Here is an 18,203-nt window from a genome sequence, read left to right on the forward strand (position 1 = left end):
GGTTCCTTGGAGAGGGGGTGGGGAATGCGGCGGCCGCACCGGGCCGGTCTGGTCAAAGCGCAAGGGCTTGAACCGACCGGCGCAGGCGCGCTCCGGCCGCGGGGAAATTACTGGGGAGCGGGCGACAGGCCGGCGGCTTTCACCAGCACGGCGTTGCTCTTGATCTCGTCCTTGATGTAGCTGTCGAACTGCTCGGGCTTCATGGTCCAGGCTTCGGCGCCCAGCGCGGCAAAACGCTCCTTGACTTCGGGGGTGGCCAGGGCTTTGACCACTTCGTCGTGCAGGCGGTTGACGATGTCGCGCGGCGTCTTGGCCGGGGCCATCATGCCAATCCAGAAGTTGAACTCGGAGCCGGGAACGCCGGCTTCGGCGGTGGTCGGCACCTGGGGCAGGGCGCTGGCGCGTTTGGGCGAACCGACGGCCAGGGCCACCAGCTGGCCGTTCTTGATCTGGCCGATCACCGGCGCGATCGGCGAGAAGTAGTAGTCAACGCGGCCGGACATGACTTCCGTCACGGCTTCACCTGAGCCTTTGAACGGGATGTTGGTGGCTTCGATTTTGGCGGCGAGCTTGAATTTCTCGGCATTCAGGTGGGTGGCGCTGCCCTGGCCGGCGGAAGCGAAGTTCATGCTGCCGGGCTTGGCGCGCGCGGCGGCCAGCAGCTCCTGCAGCGTCTTGATGTTTTTGGACGGCGATATGACCAGCACGTTGGGGGTGCTGGAGATCGGTGTCACGCCGGCAAAGTCGCCGAGGGTGTCGAAGGGCAGCTTGGCGAAGGTGGAGGGGCTGACGGTGTGCGAGGACGAATGGATCATGATGGTGTAGCCATCGGGGGCGGCGGTGGCTACGGCCTGCTGGCCGATGGTGCCGCTGGCGCCGCCGCGGTTGTCGATCACCAGGGTCTGGCCCATGCTCTGGCCCATCTTGTCGGCGATGGCGCGGGCAATGATGTCGGTCGTGCTGCCGGCGGCAAAGGGCACGATGACCCGGATCGGCTTGGTCGGGTAGGCCTGTCCTGAGCTGGTCGAAGTGGCGCCTTGGGCACTGGCGGCCAGCGGCGAGAACGCGGCCAGGACGGTAAGGGAAGTGAGCGAAGCCAGCGCGGCGCGGCGTGCAAAAGTCATGGTTGTCTCCTGAAGGGCATTTGGAAGAAACGGAAGTCCGGCGACTCAAACAGGCCGGAGTTTACGCCTAATTCACCGTTAAGTGAATTAAGAATTGTAAGAACAATGGCGAGCCCGCGTCAACGCGGTGCCGCTTCAGTTTCTAAGGACATACCCGAGGATCACTTCACACATGTGCGACAGGCGTTCATGACGCGCCTTGGGGGTCATCAGGTCACGCCCGAAAATGGCCGACAGGGTGTGGTTGTTGGAGAGGTAGAAATACGCCATGCCAGCAATCGACACGTAGAGCTGCAGCGGGTCGATGCCGCCGCGGAACAGTCCTTCGGCGCGCCCGCGTTCCAGGATGTCGGCGAGCGTCTCGATCAGCGGCGAGTTGGTTTCGCGGGCCCGGCTGGACATCGCCAGATGCCTGCCCTGGTGCAGGTTTTCACTGTTGAGCAGCGTCAGGAACTCCGGGTGTTCGAGGTAATACTCCCAGGTGAATTCGGTGAGCCGCCGGATGGCCTGGGCTGGCGGCATGCCCTGCAGGTGCAGTCTGGTTTCCGCCTCGCGGATGTGCGCGTAGGCCTGTTCCAGCACCGCCAGGAACAGCTCGTCCTTGCTCTTGAAGTAGTAGTAGATCAGGCGTTTGTTGACGTCCGCGCGTTCGGCAATGCGGTCCACCCGCGCACCGCCCAGGCCGTGCTGCGCAAACTCGTCGCGGGCTGCCAGCAAGATGGCCTGCTGCGAACGGTCGGCGTCGCGCGAGCGGGGTTCGGCAGGTTTGACGGTTGTGCTTTTGGGGCTTGGCATGGCGGATAATTTAACTGTTTGGTGAATTAAGGCAAGAGTTTCGGCTGCGGAGCGCATTGGCTGACAGCACGGCGCCAAGCGTACCTCCATAATGAAGCAGGGACCGGCCAGCCGCGCCGGTGCCGACATGCAAGGAGATGGTCATGACCAATTCGGACACCCCCAAAGACGGTGACTTCACACACTGGGTTGATGAGAAAGCCGAGGCGCTGAAGTTCACGCTGGGCGAAAAATTTCCGGTGCCCCCGACCGAGCTGCATTCACCTTCCGTGCATGTAGAGACCGGCCGGCAGAAGCTGGAAGAAGTGTTGCTCGAGCACGAGCAGCCCACGCCGGAGTTCCTGGAGGAATTGCGGGCGCTGGAGGAGGCGCCGCCGCTGAGCGAGGAAGAGCTGGCCCGCCAGGCGCTGGAGGCCGGCGGCGCCGACGGCGACAACACCACCCCCGAATAACCGCAACGCGCGGTGACAAGCGCGCGGGTTTCCCTCCAGGCAGGGGCCGCGGATCTGGCTCCGCCAGTCCGCAGGCGCAGCGGCCCCCGAGGGGCTGGAGCCTGCGGCACCAGAGCTGCCTGCGCAGCTTTGGACAGGCGACAGAAGCGAAACCCCTGGCGAGCGGCGGCCTGCAAGGCCTCGGGCGCTACACGAAGTGAGCAACCGTGGGGGCTCTATTCCGGCGGCACAATGAGGACATGACACAACAACTTGCCGGCCATCTTCTTGTTCAATGCCTTGTGGCCCAGGGCGTCACCCATGCTTTCGGCGTGCCGGGTGAAAGTTACCTCGCGGTGCTCGACGGTTTTCATGCCTGCCGCGAGCAGATCAGTTTCATCACGAATCGGCAGGAGGGCGGTGCCGCCTTCATGGCCGAAGCCCACGGCAAGTTGACCGGCCGGCCCGGCATCTGCTTCGTGACGCGCGGTCCCGGCGCCACCAACGCCTCCATCGGTGTGCACACGGCGTTCCAGGATTCCACGCCCATGATCCTGTTTGTCGGCGACGTGGCCAGCGACACGCGCGACCGCGAAGCTTTCCAGGAGCTCGACTACAGCAGTTTCTTCGGACCTTCGACCAAAGGCATGGCCAAACGGGTGGAGCGTATTGACGATGCGCGGCGCATTCCAGAGTACGTGGCGCGTGCGTTTGCGACCGCCATGAACGGCCGGCCCGGTCCGGTGGTGCTGGTGCTGCCCGAAGACATGCTGACGCAGAGGGTGGACGCCGAGCCGCTGCCGCGTGTGGAAGCGGTCGAGGCCTGGAGCGACCCCGGCTCGCTACGCACGCTGCGTGAAATGCTGCTGCAGTCCGAGCGCCCGCTGGTGATTGCCGGGGGCGGCGGCTGGACGCCGCAGGCCGCGCAGGCGCTGCAGCGGTTTGCCGAAAACTGGTCGCTGCCGGTGGGCAATGCCTTTCGTTTCCAGGATACCTTCGACAACCACCATCCGCTGTATGCCGGTGACGTCGGCATCGGGCTGAACCCCAAGCTCGCCGCGCGTATCAAGGAGGCCGACCTGATCCTGGCGATCGGCCCGCGCCTGGGCGAAATGACCACCGGTGGCTACACGCTCATCGAATCGCCGCGGCCCAAACAGAAACTGGTGCATATCCACGCCAGCGCCGAGGAACTCAACCGCGTGTTCCAGGCCGACCTGGCGATCAACGCCACCATGAATGCCGCGGCGCGTTCGCTGGAAGTCCTGACCGCGCCCGTCTCCGTGCCCTGGCAGGCCTGGGCCGAGTCCGCCAATGCGGACTACCGCGCCAACATCGATCCGGCCAATGGCGGCGTGGTGCTGCCCGGCAGCATCGACATGCCGGCCATCGTCGCCACCCTGAAGAAACTGCTGCCGGAAGACGCCGTGCTGACCAACGGCGCCGGAAACTTTGCGAGCTGGGTGCACCGCTTCTTCCCGCATCACGGGCTGGTGAAAGGACTGAAGACACAGTTGGCACCGACGGTGGGCGCCATGGGTTACGGCGTTCCGGCCGGCATCGCTGCCAACATCGTGTCCGGCCGCACCGCCTTCACGATTGCCGGCGATGGCGACTTCCTGATGAACGGCCAGGAACTCGCGACAGCGGTACAGCATGGCGCCAAAAGCATCATCGTGCTGCTCAACAACGGCATGTACGGCACCATCCGCATGCACCAGGAGCGCGAGTACCCGCGCCATGTCAGCGGCTCGCATCTGCAGAACCCCGACTTCTGCGCACTCGCGCGCGCCTACGGTTACAGCGCGACACGCATCACGCGCACGGACGAGTTCGAAGCCGCACTGCGTCAGGCGCTACAGGGCACACAAGGGGCGCTGATCGAGATCATGCTGGACCCGGAAGTCATCAGCACGCGCGGCACCTTGAGCAGTATTACCAACGCAGCGCAGCGCTGACCCGGCAAGTTCCGCTTGGAGTGGGGGGCTGCATTTTCAAGCAGGGGCCGCGGATCTGGCTTTGCCAGTCCGCAGGCGCAGCGGCCCCCTCGGGGGGCAGGGCGCTACACGCAGTGAGCAACCGTGGGGGCTAAAAAAAAAGGGCCACTTGCGTGGCCCTTTCTACGGGGTCCTGTCCCGCGCGAACGCGGGGCAAGCCCTTTGCGTCGAGTTACTTGACGTGCTTGCCGATCAGGCCAGCCATTTCGAACATCGACACTTGCGCCTTGCCGAAAACGGCACGCAATTTTTCGTCGGCGTTGACCATGCGCTTGTTGATCTTGTCCTGCAGACCCTTGGCCTTGATGTAGACCCAGAGCTTGCGCACGATCTCGGTGCGGGGCAGCGCAGCAGCGCCAACCACAGCCGACAAGGCGGGGCTCAGTGTCAGTGGCTTCATGAAAGCTGCATTGGGCGTACGCTTTTTGGCGGGCGCTTTTTTTGCAGGGGCTTTCTTGGCCACGACCTTTTTTGCAGGGGCTTTCTTCGCCACTACTTTTTTAGCCGGTGCTTTCTTCGCAGGGGCTTTTTTCGCTGGAGCTGCTTTTTTCGCAGCTACTTTCTTTGCCGGTGCAGCCTTTTTTGCGGCTGCTTTTTTTGCCGGTGCTTTTTTTGCAGTTGCCATGATTGATTTTCCTTCTAGAAGTTGATAAATCACCAATGCAGATAACTACTCTTCACTGGCAAGGGGGATGCTACTGGAGAAAACAGCGGTTTCATAGGGAAAACGCAATTTTTTTGGGTCTGGATGTTGCAGATTTACTTCGACAGGATCCAAAACGTCGCACCCCGGGCGGCGCTGCGCGTGCTCTCTCTCATGCCGCGCCGCCTGCCGTGGGTGAAAAAGCAGGCGGAAAAGGCTGCGCTGCGAGGCGTGGAACGTGCTCACCCAGCACCGGAGGAAGCTGGCTTAACACCGCGCCAGCACACAGCATTTGCCCCGCAAGGTCCCCGGCTGCACGGTATGCTTGCGGCAGTTTTTCTTTGCATGTTCACCGCAGCCCGCTCCCTGAAAGGACAACGCCCATGACCAGCCCTTCCGTTCCCGCGCACTTTGCCACCTGTGATTTGTGCGACGCTCATAAAAACGACAGCTCGGGTCGATTTCGCGTGCTGCCCCCTGTGTTCCGGCCTTTTGGCGGTGTTTCCCGCTTCTGCGGGCCGGTCGTCACCCTCAAATGTTTTGAAGACAACTCGCTCGTCAAGGCCGCAGTGGATGGCAGCGGCCTGGTGGAAACACCCTTGGGTCGCGTGCCCGCCGTGCTGGTGGTCGATGGAGGCGCCTCGCTGCGCCGCGCGTTGCTGGGCGGCAACCTCGGCGCAGCCGCTGCGAAAAACGGCTGGGCGGGGGTGGTAGTTGACGGCTGCGTGCGCGACGTCGCCGAACTCGCGCAATGCCAGGTCGGCATACGCGCGCTGGCTTCGATGCCCCTGCCTACTGAGAAACGCAACGAAGGGCAGGCCGGCGTGGCGGTACAGATCCAGGGCGTGTGGGTGTACCCCGGCGACTGGCTGTATGCCGATGAGGACGGCATCGTCGTGATGCCGGCGCCGTTGCAGGCCTGATCACCGGATTTTCAGCCGTGCGGCTTCAGACCCAGGCGGCTGAATCGTGACGCGCCTTCGGTGGTGACCTGCACCACGCGCGAGTGTTTCTTGCGCGCGATCCAGCCCTGCTGCGTGAAGTGGCTGGCCAGCGCCGCGCCGAGCGCGCCGCCCAGGTGGTCCCGGCGCTCCGACCAGTCCAGGCAGGTGCAGGCGAACTGGCGGCGCCTGCTGCGCAGCTCGGGCAGGTCCAGCCCCAGGGCCCGCAGGGCTTTCTCGCCGGCTTGCGTCACCAGCAGCTGTCGGGCATCGCCGGTGTCGCCCTCCAGCCAGCGTCTGCGCAGCAGCATGGCCAGCAAGCCGGTGCCCAGGCTGCCGGCGAGGTGGTCGTAGCAGAAGCGGGCCTGGCGTATCGGCTCAAGCAACGCCGGAGACTTTCCGCTTTTGCGTTTCGGCGCCACACGCATCAGCGACTCGACCAGCTGCGCCACCTCCGGCGAGGCAAAGCGGAAATACTTGTGGCGGCCCTGCGCGGTGGCGGCCACCAGGCCGTCATCGAGCAGGCGCTGCAGGTGGGTGGTGGCCGTCCCTGGCGCGATGCCTGCGCCCAGCGCGAGCTCCTTGGCTGTCAGCGCGCGGCCTTCCATCAGCAGCACCAGCATGCGAATGCGGCTGGCGTCGCCGATGGTGGCGGCGATGCGGGTGATGTCGGGTTCTGCAGGCATGGTTCGATGTTAGCCAAACTGTTGGCGCTGGACAAGGACGGCGCCGCTGGGGACACTGGGCCCATGTCTTTTCCCCATGATGCCGCCGCTGAGTCCGTTTTTCCCCGTGACGCCGTGGAGGCGGTGACCCACCCCGACCCTTATCCCTTCTACCGCCAACTGCGGCAGGAGCGCCCGCTGTTTTTCGACACCCGCCTCGGCCTCTGGGTGGCCAGCAGCCATGCGGCCGTCAGCGCGGCACTGGTCCATCCGGCGCTGCGTGTGCGCCCGCCGGCCGAGCCGGTGCCGCGGGCACTGCAGGGCGGGGCAGCCGGCGAGGTCTTCGCGCAACTGGTGCGCATGACGGACGGTGACTTCCACGCGGTCCACAAGCCCGGGGTGGCGCGGGCGGCACGGCGCTGGGCGCTGGCCGACGTGGCACGCGCTGCCGAAGACGCCGCGCGCGACCTGCGGCCACGCCTGCCGGTCAATGAGTTCACTGCCGCTTTGCCGGTGCAGACCATGGCTCGGCTGCTCGGTGTACCGGAAGGACAACGTGAGGCCACCTGCCGCTGGGCCGCGCAGTTCACGCAGGGCATCGCGCCAGGCGCCGACGCGCAGGCCGTGGCGCTGGCCAACGCGGCGGCCGCGGCGCTCATGGCGCAGGGACGGGCGCAGGGCCTGTCAGCGGTGCAGGCCGCCAACCGCATCGGCTTCATGCAGCAGGCCCTCGATGCGGGCAGCGGCCTGCTCGGCCATGTGGCACTGCATCTTACGCAGGACGCGCAACAGGCGGCGGCTGCCGACGCATCACCTGAAGCCATGTGTGCGCTGGTGCGCGAGGTCGAGCGTTGCGCCGCGCCCATCCAGAACACCCGGCGTTTCGCGGCCGAAGCGCTGACACTGCGGGGCCAGCCGATAGCGGCGGGCCAGGCCCTGCTGCTGGTGCTGGCCAGCGCTAACCGTGACGAGACCCTCAACACGCAGCCCGATCGTTTTCATGTACACCGTGAGGGTGGCCGGAGCGTCGGTTTCGGTGCTGGCCTCCATGCCTGCCCTGGCGCCGCAATTGCTATTGAAATGGTAGCTGCCTGCGCTTTATGGATGAGGGCTGCAGGCCAGTTTGATGCTTATTTCGGGCGCTGCATCGGGTTCCGGCCACTGCCGAATGCGCGCATTCCTGTTTTTGAACAATGAAGGAGACGTTCCATGGTGTCGGTTATTTTTGAAGTCTGGCCCGATCCGGCGCACCGGGAGGGTTACCTGAACTGGGCCGCCGAGCTCAAGACCGAGCTGCTGAAGATGGAGGGGTTCATCTCGATCGAACGCTTCCAGAGCCTGAGCGAGCCCGACAAGCTGCTCTCGCTGCAGTTCTGGCGCGACGAATCCTGCCTGCAGGCCTGGCGCAACCTGGAGGCGCACCGCGCCGCACAGGCGGCGGGAAGGTCCACCATGTTCAGGGATTACCGGCTGCGGATTGCCGAGGTGATCCGCGACTACGGCTTGAAGGAACGGGACGAAGCGCCGGCCGATTCACGCCAGGCGCATGGCTGATGGCCTGAGGGGCTACAGGCTGCTCAGGCCCTTCCAGAGCATGTAGGCCGCCAGCACATACAGGATGCTGGCAAAAACGCGCTTGAGCTTGCTCACGGGCAGCTTGTGCGCCAGCCTGGCGCCCACCGGTGCGACGAAAAAGCTGCAGATCGCAATCACCACCAGCGCCGGCAGCCAGATGTAGCCGAAGGAAGCGGGGGGCAGGCCCTGCACCGACTGCCCGCTGATCACGTAACCGAGCACATTGGCCACCGCAATCGGAAAGCCCAGCGCCGCCGAGGTGGCCACCGCGTTATGGATGGCGACGTTGCACCAGGTCATGAACGGCACGCTGATGAAGCCGCCGCCGGCGCCCACCAGCCCCGACAGGAAACCAATGCCGCCGCCGGCCGCAAACTGGCCGGCCGTGCCCGGCATCTGGCGCGTGGGCTTGGGCTTCTTGTCCAGAAACATCTGGGTTGCAGAGAAGCTCACAAACAGGCCGAAGAAGATCGCCAGGTAAGAACCCTTGAGCAAGGCAAACACACCCAGGCTGCCGATGATGCTGCCGACCACGATGCCTGGGGCCAGGCGTCGGACGATGTCCCAGCGCACCGCGCCGCGTTTGTGGTGGGCACGCACGCTGGAGATGGAGGTGAAGATGATGGTGGCCATCGAGGTGGCGATCGCCATCTTGACGGCCAGGTCCGGCGCCACACCGCGCTGGGCCATGATGATGGTGATGAAGGGCACCATCAGCATGCCGCCGCCTATGCCCAGCAGGCCCGCAAGAAAGCCGGTGCCGACGCCCAGCAGGGCAAGTTCAAGAATGAGCAGGGGTTCGAAGGTCATGCGGCGTAAGGGCAGGCTGCTTGCCGGAGCAAGCGGGTTGGACGGGAATGACGGCGGGGGTGTCGACGGGTGAAAAGAGGTGTCTGCGAATACCACCGGGCCGTCATCCTGAACCAGGGTTCAGGTGGGCGAGGGCAGTCAGGTTTCGGGTTCGTCTGACGCGAGACGATCACGCCTGCCTGACAATTTACCAAGCCCGTGCTCTAAGAGCATTGGTACAAGGAAATATAAAGCCCGATGTGTACCGCAGACGCTTTGATTGTAGGCGTTTGGCGCGCGCCGCGCTGGCCTGGGGCAACGGCAGGTGCCCCGCTGATGGACCGCGTTAAAGCAGGCGGCCGTCCACGCCCAGTGCGTTGTCCAGGCGTTGCAGCAAGGCCGCCAGTTGCGGCTGCGCTGCGGCTTCGGCTGCCGACACGCCCGTGCCGTGGGATCTGGCCGGGGCGGCGGCCGGCGCCGGGGTGCTGTGCGCCGCCTTCAGCGCATTGGCCTCCAGCTCGGACAGCTCGAAAGCCAGGTTCAGCGCGGCCAGCACGGCGATGCGGTCACGCGCCTTGATTTTTCCGGCGTCGCGGATCTTGCACATGGCCGCGTCGACCTTTTCCACGGCGTCGAGTAGCCTGGCCTCGCCGCCCTCGGGGCAGCCGAGCAGGTAGCTCTGGCCCATGATCTGTACGTCAAGCTGTTTCATGAATCCGACCCCACGGGTGTCCTGCCATGGGCCGGACCGGCCGCCGACATCGGCGCCGACGAATCCGGCAGGCGTTCGAGCAGGGCATCGACCCGGGCGCGGGCGGCGCTCAGGCGCGAGCGCAAGGAGTCGCGCTCCTGCGTCAACTCATGCACCTGCTCGGTGAGCAGGGCATTGGTGCGCTGCAACTCCTCGTAGCGCAGGAGGAGCCGCTCGACGCGTTCGGCGATCTGGTCGATGTGGGTAGGGTTCGACATGTCAGCGCCGATTGTAGGGTTTGGACAGTTCTGGCGCGTAGAATCTTGCCTGTTGGTGCTCGCGGTGTGGTTCACACGCTGCAGTTCAACGGGAAGCAGGAGGGAATCAAGGCCATCCGCACCGGGTCAGCCCGGGCCGATTGCGCCGAAATTTTTAACCTGCGCTGCCCCCGCAACGGTAAAACGGACGAATGTCGCACCCCTGATTCAGACTCGGGGCACATTCAGCTTTCGTCATCAGCCACTGAGCGTTCTGAACACGCGCTTGGGAAGGCGATGAGAGCAGTTCCGTCAGCCCGGATACCGGCCAACAAGGTGAACGCGCGCGTCTTTCATTGGACCGGGCGTTTTTAACGCTCATGCACTGGCGGGGAAGCCGGTGAGGGCCTTTTGTTGAATGTTTCTTCTCATGAAAACCTGTGTATCACATGCACGCTCCGCCGCGCTTTCGCTGATGGTCGCTGCCGCATGGCCTGCTTTTTCCCAAACCGCTTCATCCCCGCAACTGCGGGAGACCGTGGTCACCGCCACGCGCACGGCGCAGCCCCTTTCCGATCTGGTGGCCGATGTCACCGTGCTTGACCGCGCCGCCATAGAACGCAGCGGCGCTGCCGGCCTGGCCGATGTGCTGGCGCGTGTACCCGGCATCGAGATGGCGCGCAATGGTGGTCCCGGCAGCACCACCAGCGTGTTCCTGCGCGGTGCCGAGTCACGTTTTACCGCGGTGTATATCGACGGCGTCCGGATCGATTCCCAGGCCACCGGCGGCGCGGCCTGGGAGACCATTCCGCTCAGCCAGATCGATCGCATTGAGGTCCTGCGCGGCCCGGCCGGAGCCGTCTACGGTTCCGATGCGCTGGGTGGCGTGATCCAGCTGTTCACCCGCAGGGGCGAGGGGCCGCCGGCGCCGGCGGTCGGCATCGGCTTTGGGTCCCACGGCACGCAAAAAGCCGATGCCAGCATCAGCGGCAGCAGTGGCACATTCGATTATTCGCTGGGCCTGTCCGACGAAAGCAGCAAGGGTTTCAACTCGCGCCCGACGGCGGGCCAGAATCCCGACCGGGACGGCTACGAGAGCCGGTCGGCCAACGCCCGCATCGGCTTGCAGGTCGATCCGGCCCACCGGCTGGAGATCACGGCGCTGGCAAGCGACATGAACTCGCAATACGACAGTGCCACAAGGTTTGTCGACGAGCGCAACCTGCACAGCCTGCAGGCGCTGGGGCTGAACTGGCAGGCGCAATGGACGCAGGCCTACAGCACCAAGCTGAGCGTGACCGACTCACGCGACCGCTACGAAACCACGCCGTCGCCCTACCTGACCATCACGCAGTTGAATGGCTACCTGTTCCAGAACGAGCTTCGTCTGGGCAGTCATTTGCTGACCGCCGCGCTGGAGCGAAAAGTCGATCATCTGGAAAATGCGCCCATCAACCGAAGCCGTTCGCAGGATGCACTGGCCCTGGGATATGGTTACCGCAGCGGCCGGCACACGCTGCAGCTGAACCTGCGCAACGACCAGGACAGCGAGTTCGGCGATCACAACACCGGCAGCGCTGCCTGGGGTTTGGCCCTCACGCCGCAGTGGCGGGCCACCGCGTCGGCCGGCACCGCATTCAGGGCGCCCACGCTTTACCAGCGTTTCAGCGTCTATGGCGTGTCCAGCCTGCAACCCGAAAGCAGCCGCAACCTGGAGCTGGGTCTGCGTTATGCCGAAGGCGCCAGCAGTTTCGGCGTGGTGGTGTACCGCAACAGGGTCAATGACCTCATCACCTTCTCCACGCCGGGGCGCTGCGCGTCCGGTCTGGGCTGCTATTCCAACACGGCCCGCGCCGAATATGCCGGGGTGACTTTCTCGGGCGCCCACAAGCTCGGCGAGGTCAACCTGCATGCCTCGCTCGATGTACAGAACCCCCGCGATCTTTCGACCGGCAGGCAGCTCGCGCGCCGCGCCCGGCATCACGCCAGCCTGGGGGCCGACACCCACATCGCTTCCTGGACAGTAGGCGCCGAGGCACAGCTTTCGGGACGTCGCAATGACAGTGCCAGCAATACCGTGGTGCTCGCGGGTTACGGCCTGATCAACCTCCATGCCAGCACGCCGGTGGCGAAGGACTGGACCTTCCTCGCGCGTGTGGACAATCTGGCCGACAAGACCTACCAGCTTGCCAACACCTATGCGACGGCGGGGCGCAGCCTCTATGTCGGCCTGAAGTGGGCGCCGAAGTAAGCCCGCTGGAAAAACACCATGTCTGCACCTTCCTGCCCTGCTGTCCTCATCGCCGCGCCGGCTTCCGGCCAGGGCAAGACCACGGTCGCGTGTGCGCTGGCGCGCCTGCACGCGCGCCAGGGGCGGCGGGTGCGGGTCTTCAAGTGCGGGCCGGATTTTCTCGACCCCTGCTGGCTGGCTCTGGCCAGCGGCGCGCCGGTGCACCAGCTCGACCTGTGGATGACCGGCGAGGACGACTGCGCCCGGCGCCTGCAGGCCGCCGCGCAGGAAGCCGACCTGATCATTGTCGAAGGCGTGATGGGGCTGTTCGACGGGCAACCGAGCGCGGCCGATCTGGCGCAGCGTTTCTGCCTGCCGGTGCTGGCCGTCATTGACGCCGGGGCCATGGCCGGCACCTTCGGCGCACTGGCCTGGGGCTTGCAGCATTACCGGGACGGCCTGCGGTTTGCCGGCGTGCTGGCGAACCGGGTGGCCTCCGACAGCCATGCGCTGATGCTCCAGGAAAGCCTGCGTGAGCCGGATCACTGGCTGGGCGCCCTCATGCGCAGCAGTGCCATGGCGTTGCCCGAGCGGCATCTGGGCCTGGTGATGTCCGATGAGCTCGGCGACGCCATGCAGCGACTGGACGCTGCGGCCGATGCGTTGGCCGCCACCCCGCTGGGCCAGATGAGCGGGGACGACTTGCAGGCCTGGGCGGTTCCATTCAAGGCGCCGGATCTGCCGGGGTTTCCGGCCGGTGTACTGGAGGGCCGCACGGTGGCCGTGGCGCGCGACGCCGCGTTCTGCTTCATTTACGCAGCCAATCTCGATTGCCTGCGCGAGCTCGGTGCGCAGCTGGTGTTTTTTTCGCCGCTGGCCGACGCCGCCTTGCCGGACTGCGACGCACTCTGGCTGCCCGGTGGTTACCCCGAGTTGCATCTGGAGGCCCTGGCGGCCAACAGCGCGATGAAGGACAGCCTCGCTGCGCATGTGCGCGCCGGCAAACTGGTCTGGGCCGAGTGCGGCGGCATGATGGCGCTGTTTGAGGAGTTGCACACCGTCGATGGTGATCGCCACGCGATGTGGGGTGTGCTGCCCGGCAGCGTCAGCATGCAAAAACGCCTGGCCGCGCTGGGCCCGCAGCAGCTGCGTTTGGCCGGCGGCACCCTGCGCGGCCACACCTTCCATTACTCAACCTGCACCACGCCGCTGCAGCCCGCCACTCGCACCGAAGCGGCGCCGGGGCGCCAACTGCGCGGCGAGGGCGAGGCGCTGTATGTCTCGGGTTCGGTCCGCGCCAGTTATTTCCACGCCTGGTTCGCGTCCAGCCCGGCAGCGACAGCCCGGCTTTTTTCAGCGGAGCCGCAGCCATGAACCACGGCCCGCAGCGCATCGTCTGCATGACCGAGGAAACCACCGAGTGGCTGTACCTGCTGGGCGAGGAGAGCCGCATCGTCGGCATCTCGGGCTACACGGTGCGGCCGCCGCGAGCCCGTGCCGAGAAGCCCCGGGTCAGCGCTTTCACCAGCGCCAAAATCGACAAGATTCTGGAACTCAAACCCGACTGCGTGTTCGGCTTCTCGGACCTGCAGGCCGACATTGCGGCCGAGCTGATCCGCAAGGGCGTGCAGGTCACGGTGTTCAACCAGCGCAGCATCGCGGAAATTTTCTCGATGATGTACCAGGTGGCGGCCATGGTCGGGCAGGGCGAGCGCGGCCTGCAGCTGATGCAGGCCATGCAGGACAGGCTGGCCGCCATCGCCCAGGTGGCGGCCGGCCTCAAGCGCCGGCCCCGCGTGTTTTTTGAAGAATGGGACGAGCCGCACATCAGCGCTATCGCCTGGGTCTCCGAGCTGCTGGGCGTGGCCGGCGGTGACGACTGTTTTCCCGAACTGGCGCGCATGGCCATGGGCAAGGGCCGCATCATTGCCGATGGCAGCGAGATCGTCGCGCGCAACCCCGACATCATCATCGGCTCCTGGTGCGGCAAGAAGTTCCGGCCCGAAAAAGTCGCGGCGCGCCCCGGTTGGGAGAACGTCAACGCGGTCAAAAATGGGCAGCTGTTCGAGATCAAGTCGGCGGACATCCTGCAGCCCGGGCCGGCCGCGCTGACCGACGGGGTGGAGCAGCTGCACCGCATCGTCATGCAATGGAGCATGACCCATGACTAAACTGTCCGTGGCGCACAGCGAACTGATCCTCGGCGGGCAGCGCAGCGGAAAGTCGCGCCGTGCGGAGATGCTGGCACAAGGCTGGCTCGCGCAGTCCCCCGCGCATCGTGCGGTGCTGATCGCCACCGGCCAGCCCTGGGACGATGAAATGCGCGAACGCATCGCGCGCCACCGGCAGGACAGGGCCGAGCGGGTGCCCGGCATGACCACGGTCGAGGAACCGCTGCAGCTCGCCCAGGCCATCACGGCGCACGGTAACGCGCAGACCCTGGTGGTGGTCGATTGCCTGACGCTGTGGTTGACCAACTGGCTCATGCCGGTCGAGGTTTCAGAGAAAAATATGGCTGCAGCCCAATACCCACAAGCGCCAGCAGCTATGCTTTTGGAAGCAACCGAAAAAAGTCCCGGGCCACTGGTGCTGGTCGGCAACGAGATCGGGCTGGGCGTGATTCCGCTCGGGCCCGAGGTGCGCGCCTTTGTCGATGCGCTGGGCCGGCTGAATCAGGAGGTGGCGCAGGCCTGTGAGCGCGTGACCCTGATGGCTGCCGGTTTGCCGCTGGTTTTGAAAGGCCCGCCATGAACTTTCCTTCCTGCTCCCTCGCCCTCTGGCAGAGGGTCGGGGTGAGGGCGGCGCTGCTGCTTTCGCTGACTTTTCTGGCCGTGGCGCCAGCCCGCGCCCTGCAACTGACGGATGACCGCGGTGTCAGCGTGAGCTTCGCGCAAAGCCCGCAGCGCATTGTCAGCCTGCTGCCTTCGCTGACGGAGAGTGTCTGCGCGATGGACCAGTGCCAGCGCCTGGTCGGTGTGGACCGATATTCGAACTACCCCGCCAGCGTGCGCAGCCTGCCGGTGCTGGGCGGCGGGCTGGACCCCAACATCGAAGGCATCGTGGCCTTGCGGCCCGACGTGGTGCTGCTGGCCACGTCTTCGCGCGCCAGCCAGCGCCTGGAGTCGCTGGGCATCAAGGTGGTGGCGCTGGAGCCCAGGAGCCACGCCGACGTGCGGCGTGTGCTCGAGAAAATCGGTGTGTTGCTCGACATTCCCGAGGCGCAGGGCGTGGACCGCCTGTGGCGCACCATCGATGCCAGCATCTCGGCGGCGGCACAGTCGCTGTCGCCCCGGGCCAGGCGCGCGCGGGTGTATTTTGAAGTCAGCCGCGGGCCCTATGCCGCGGGCGAGTCCTCCTTCATCGGCGAGACGCTGACCCGACTGGGCGTGAAAAACGTGGTGCCGGCGGCACTGGGTCCCTTCCCGCGGCTCAACCCCGAATTCGTGGTGCGCGCCAACCCCGACGTGATCATGGTCGGCAACCGCAGCATGCAGGCCATGGCGTCTTATCCCGGCTGGGGCAGCATCAAGGCCGTGAAGGAGCAGCGCATCTGCGTGTTCGGCGTGGTGGAGTCCGACGTGGTCGTGCGGCCCGGCCCGCGCATGGCCGAGGCGGCCCGCCTGATGGCCCGTTGCCTCGAAGACAAGGCGCCGGCCGCACCATGAGTCCGCGGTTCCCCAACCAGCACCGCCTGCCCCTGCTGCTGGCCGGCGGCCTGCTGCTGGCCAGCGCGGCCTTGCTGCTGCTGGGTGTGAGTGTGGGCAGCACCGGTTTTGAAAGCGTGCGCAACATGTGGCACGACGCGCAGGCCCTGCAGATCGTGCGCGAGATCCGGCTGCCACGCACCGTGGGCGCCTGGCTGGCCGGCGCCTTGCTGGGCCTGGCCGGCGCGGTGGCGCAAGGCCTGTTTCGCAATCCGCTGGCTGACCCTTACCTGTTGGGCAGCGCCTCGGGCGCCTCGCTGGGGGTGGCCCTGGCCATGGCGCTGTTTGGTATTTCGCCGCTGGCAACACACTGGCTGGCACGCATCGGGCTCACCGGCGCGGCCTTTGTCGGCGCGGTGCTGGCCGTGCTGCTGACCCTGCTGCTGGCCAAGGGCGTGCAGCACACGCTGCGCCTGCTGCTGGCCGGCGTGATTGTCGGCGTGGTGCTGGGCGCCATCACCTCGCTGATCCTGCTGCTCACGCCCGAGATCATGCAGGCCATGCAGTCCTTCATGCTGGGCAGCACCGGTTTTGTCGGCTGGACCGCCTGTGCCGTGATGGCGGCGGTACTCGCCTTCAGCGTGCTCGCCGCCTGGATGATGAGCCATGTGCTCGACGGCCTGGCGCTGGGTGAAGCCACCGCACAAAGCCTGGGCCTGCGCCTGCCGCAGATGCGGGTGGCGCTGGTGGCGGTGCTGGCGCTGGCCACCGGCACCGCCGTGGCGCAGACCGGCTTGATCGCGTTTGTCGGCCTGGCCGCACCGCACCTGGTGCGCTCCGTCGTCAAGACCACCCACGGCCGGCTGATTGTGCTGGCTGCCCTGATGGGGGCGGTGCTGCTCACGGCGGCCGACATCCTGGCGCGCTGGCTGGTGGCACCGCAGGAACTGCCGGTGGGGGTGCTGACGGCGGTGCTGGGTGGCGGTTACCTGCTCTGGCTGATGCACCGGCACACCGGACGGGGAGCCGGGCTGTGATGCCAACCACTTCATCAGTTGCTATGGATTCAATAGCTATTGACGCCCGCGCCATAAGGGCCAGCCTCGGACATGTCGAGGTATTGCACGACATCTCGCTGACGCTGCCCGCTGGCCGATGGACCAGCATCGTCGGGCCCAACGGCGCCGGCAAGTCCACCCTGCTCAAGGTGCTGGCCGGCCTGCTGCCGCGCCACGGCGAGGTGGCCTTGCTGGGCCAGCCGCTGGCCAGCCTGCGCGGCCGCCAGCGTGCGCAGCAGCTGTCCTGGCTGGGCCAGAACGAAAGTTCGGCCGACGACCTGACGGCCTACGACGTGGCCATGCTGGGCCGCCTGCCGCACCAGGCCTGGCTGGCCGCGCCCAGCGCCGCCGACCATGCCGCCGTCGAACGCGCGCTGCGCGCCACGCAGGCCTGGGACTGGCGCGCCCGCGCCTTGGGCCAGCTCTCGGGTGGCGAGCGCCAGCGCGTGTTGCTGGCGCGTGCGCTGGCCGTCGAGGCCCAGGTGCTGCTGATGGACGAGCCGCTGGCCAACCTCGACCCGCCCCACCAGACCGACTGGCTGCTGATGGTGCGTGCCCTGGTGGCCGAAGGGAAAACCGTGGTCAGCGTGCTGCATGAAATCTCGTTTGCGCTGCAGGCTGATGAACTGGTGCTGATGAACCAGGGCCGCATCGCGCACCAGGGCGCCTGCGGCGACGCGGCCACGCATCGCGCGGTTGAAAAAGTATTTGAGCAGCGCATCGCGGTGCACCAGCTGGCCGGCCAGTGGCTGGCCGTGCCCAGACTCTGAAAGACCCCAACATGCAAATCGAAACACCTCCAACAGACAAGCCCTACGACAAACCCGAGGGCGAACGCCGCGGCCTGCTGATTGTCAACACCGGCGACGGCAAAGGCAAAAGCACGGCCGCGTTTGGCCTGGCGCTGCGCGCGCACGGCCGCCACCATGTGCATGGCAAGTCCGTGAAAATTTTCCAGTTCATGAAGGTGCCGAGCGCCCGTTTCGGCGAACACCGCATGTTCGAGCAGCTCGGCATTCCGATCGAAGGCCTGGGCGACGGCTTCAGCTGGAAAAGCCAGGACCTGGAGCATTCGGCCCAGCTGGCGCGCCAGGGTTGGGAAAAAGCCAAAGCGGCCATTTTGAGCGGCGACAACTTCATGGTGGTGCTCGACGAGCTGACCTACCCGCTGATCTACGGCTGGATGCCGCTCGACGATGTGCTGCAGACCCTGAAGGACAGGCCGAAGGAGGTGCATGTGGTCATCACCGGCCGGCGCTGCCCGCCCGAACTCATTGAACTGGCCGACACCGTGACCGAGATGAGCCTGGTCAAACATGCGTTCAAGGCGGGCATCCCGGCCCAGCGCGGCATCGAAGACTGA

General features: G+C 65.9%; 21 protein-coding genes and 1 riboswitch. Of the genes, 14 read left to right on the top strand and 7 right to left on the bottom strand.

Annotated elements, in window-relative coordinates; genetic code table 11:
* Window positions 1-107: 107 nt before the first annotated feature.
* Together PSV26_RS08590 and PSV26_RS08595 are read right to left on the bottom strand one after the other, a co-directional pair.
* Entirely contained in the window at window positions 108-1,124 is a 1,017-nt protein-coding gene (locus tag PSV26_RS08590) for a tripartite tricarboxylate transporter substrate binding protein (RefSeq protein ID WP_300512495.1), read from the bottom strand.
* Between the two features lie 135 nt (window positions 1,125-1,259).
* Window positions 1,260-1,919 carry a TetR family transcriptional regulator gene (locus PSV26_RS08595; protein ID WP_300512494.1) on the bottom strand — a complete coding sequence of 220 codons (660 nt, stop codon included), beginning with the start codon at window positions 1,917-1,919 and terminating at the stop codon, window positions 1,260-1,262.
* A 143-nt stretch (window positions 1,920-2,062) separates the two neighbouring features.
* Between PSV26_RS08595 and PSV26_RS08600 the strand changes: the two genes are divergently transcribed.
* Both PSV26_RS08600 and PSV26_RS08605 read left to right on the top strand, forming a co-directional pair.
* Window positions 2,063-2,371 (top strand): hypothetical protein, encoded by a 309-nt coding sequence (locus tag PSV26_RS08600; protein WP_300512493.1) that lies wholly within the window; start codon window positions 2,063-2,065, stop codon window positions 2,369-2,371.
* A gap of 239 nt (window positions 2,372-2,610) precedes the next feature.
* The gene (locus PSV26_RS08605) at window positions 2,611-4,308 is read left to right on the top strand and encodes a thiamine pyrophosphate-binding protein (RefSeq protein WP_300569816.1); all 1,698 of its coding nucleotides are present in this window, start codon (window positions 2,611-2,613) and stop codon (window positions 4,306-4,308) included.
* 211 nt (window positions 4,309-4,519) lie between these two features.
* On the opposite strand, the gene PSV26_RS08610 is transcribed toward PSV26_RS08605, so the two are convergent.
* Window positions 4,520-4,972 carry an SWIB/MDM2 domain-containing protein gene (locus PSV26_RS08610; RefSeq protein ID WP_293594691.1) on the bottom strand — a complete coding sequence of 151 codons (453 nt, stop codon included), beginning with the start codon at window positions 4,970-4,972 and terminating at the stop codon, window positions 4,520-4,522.
* Window positions 4,973-5,095: 123 nt separating this feature from the next.
* Between PSV26_RS08610 and PSV26_RS08615 the strand changes: the two genes are divergently transcribed.
* On the top strand, window positions 5,096-5,377 hold the full coding sequence (locus PSV26_RS08615) for a hypothetical protein (protein WP_300569818.1): 282 nt from the start codon (window positions 5,096-5,098) through the stop codon (window positions 5,375-5,377).
* On the top strand, window positions 5,374-5,913 hold the full coding sequence (rraA, locus tag PSV26_RS08620; protein ID WP_300569819.1) for a ribonuclease E activity regulator RraA: 540 nt from the start codon (window positions 5,374-5,376) through the stop codon (window positions 5,911-5,913). The genes PSV26_RS08615 and rraA overlap by 4 nt, the downstream gene beginning before the upstream one ends.
* An 11-nt stretch (window positions 5,914-5,924) precedes the next feature.
* Here the strand turns inward: rraA and PSV26_RS08625 are convergent, their stop codons facing one another.
* Window positions 5,925-6,617 carry a winged helix-turn-helix domain-containing protein gene (locus PSV26_RS08625; RefSeq protein ID WP_300569821.1) on the bottom strand — a complete coding sequence of 231 codons (693 nt, stop codon included), beginning with the start codon at window positions 6,615-6,617 and terminating at the stop codon, window positions 5,925-5,927.
* A gap of 63 nt (window positions 6,618-6,680) precedes the next feature.
* Here PSV26_RS08625 and PSV26_RS08630 point away from each other — a divergent pair, with 63 nt between their 5' ends.
* Both PSV26_RS08630 and PSV26_RS08635 read left to right on the top strand, forming a co-directional pair.
* Window positions 6,681-7,793: a cytochrome P450 gene (locus tag PSV26_RS08630; RefSeq protein WP_300569823.1), complete on the top strand. Its 1,113-nt coding sequence runs from the start codon at window positions 6,681-6,683 to the stop codon at window positions 7,791-7,793.
* 12 nt (window positions 7,794-7,805) lie between these two features.
* Entirely contained in the window at window positions 7,806-8,150 is a 345-nt protein-coding gene (locus tag PSV26_RS08635; RefSeq protein WP_300569826.1) for an antibiotic biosynthesis monooxygenase, read from the top strand.
* 12 nt (window positions 8,151-8,162) lie between these two features.
* Here the strand turns inward: PSV26_RS08635 and PSV26_RS08640 are convergent, their stop codons facing one another.
* From PSV26_RS08640 to PSV26_RS08650, 3 genes are all read right to left on the bottom strand, one after another.
* A complete protein-coding gene (locus PSV26_RS08640; RefSeq protein WP_300569828.1) occupies window positions 8,163-8,981 on the bottom strand; it encodes a sulfite exporter TauE/SafE family protein in 819 nt (272 codons plus the stop codon).
* Between the two features lie 325 nt (window positions 8,982-9,306).
* Complete coding sequence (locus tag PSV26_RS08645; RefSeq protein WP_300512483.1) at window positions 9,307-9,672, bottom strand: cell division protein ZapA; 366 nt, start codon at window positions 9,670-9,672, stop codon at window positions 9,307-9,309.
* Window positions 9,669-9,929 (bottom strand): cell division protein ZapB, encoded by a 261-nt coding sequence (locus PSV26_RS08650; protein WP_096669070.1) that lies wholly within the window; start codon window positions 9,927-9,929, stop codon window positions 9,669-9,671. Before PSV26_RS08650 ends, PSV26_RS08645 begins: the two co-directional genes overlap by 4 nt.
* 36 nt (window positions 9,930-9,965) lie before the next feature.
* Window positions 9,966-10,256, top strand: a riboswitch (cobalamin riboswitch).
* Window positions 10,257-10,338: 82 nt separating this feature from the next.
* Between PSV26_RS08650 and PSV26_RS08655 the strand changes: the two genes are divergently transcribed.
* Genes PSV26_RS08655 through cobO form a run of 8 tightly spaced genes read left to right on the top strand, consistent with a single transcriptional unit; the run spans window position 10,339 to window position 18,203 of the window.
* Window positions 10,339-12,159, top strand: coding sequence for a TonB-dependent receptor (locus PSV26_RS08655; protein ID WP_300512482.1), 1,821 nt, complete (start codon window positions 10,339-10,341; stop codon window positions 12,157-12,159).
* 18 nt (window positions 12,160-12,177) lie between these two features.
* Window positions 12,178-13,512, top strand: coding sequence for a cobyrinate a,c-diamide synthase (locus PSV26_RS08660; protein ID WP_300569831.1), 1,335 nt, complete (start codon window positions 12,178-12,180; stop codon window positions 13,510-13,512).
* Window positions 13,509-14,309, top strand: coding sequence for a cobalamin-binding protein (locus PSV26_RS08665; RefSeq protein ID WP_300569834.1), 801 nt, complete (start codon window positions 13,509-13,511; stop codon window positions 14,307-14,309). Before PSV26_RS08660 ends, PSV26_RS08665 begins: the two co-directional genes overlap by 4 nt.
* The gene (cobU, locus tag PSV26_RS08670) at window positions 14,302-14,889 is read left to right on the top strand and encodes a bifunctional adenosylcobinamide kinase/adenosylcobinamide-phosphate guanylyltransferase (RefSeq protein WP_300569836.1); all 588 of its coding nucleotides are present in this window, start codon (window positions 14,302-14,304) and stop codon (window positions 14,887-14,889) included. Before PSV26_RS08665 ends, cobU begins: the two co-directional genes overlap by 8 nt.
* Complete coding sequence (locus tag PSV26_RS08675; protein WP_300569839.1) at window positions 14,886-15,803, top strand: ABC transporter substrate-binding protein; 918 nt, start codon at window positions 14,886-14,888, stop codon at window positions 15,801-15,803. The genes cobU and PSV26_RS08675 overlap by 4 nt, the downstream gene beginning before the upstream one ends.
* Window positions 15,800-16,819, top strand: a complete 1,020-nt coding sequence (locus PSV26_RS08680; protein ID WP_300569842.1) for an iron ABC transporter permease — start codon at window positions 15,800-15,802, stop codon at window positions 16,817-16,819. Before PSV26_RS08675 ends, PSV26_RS08680 begins: the two co-directional genes overlap by 4 nt.
* 23 nt (window positions 16,820-16,842) lie before the next feature.
* The gene (locus PSV26_RS08685; protein WP_300569843.1) at window positions 16,843-17,610 is read left to right on the top strand and encodes an ABC transporter ATP-binding protein; all 768 of its coding nucleotides are present in this window, start codon (window positions 16,843-16,845) and stop codon (window positions 17,608-17,610) included.
* Between the two features lie 11 nt (window positions 17,611-17,621).
* A complete protein-coding gene (cobO, locus tag PSV26_RS08690; protein ID WP_300512474.1) occupies window positions 17,622-18,203 on the top strand; it encodes a cob(I)yrinic acid a,c-diamide adenosyltransferase in 582 nt (193 codons plus the stop codon).

This window comes from Polaromonas sp., assembly GCF_029945685.1.
Taxonomy (GTDB): Bacteria; Pseudomonadota; Gammaproteobacteria; order Burkholderiales; family Burkholderiaceae_C; genus Polaromonas.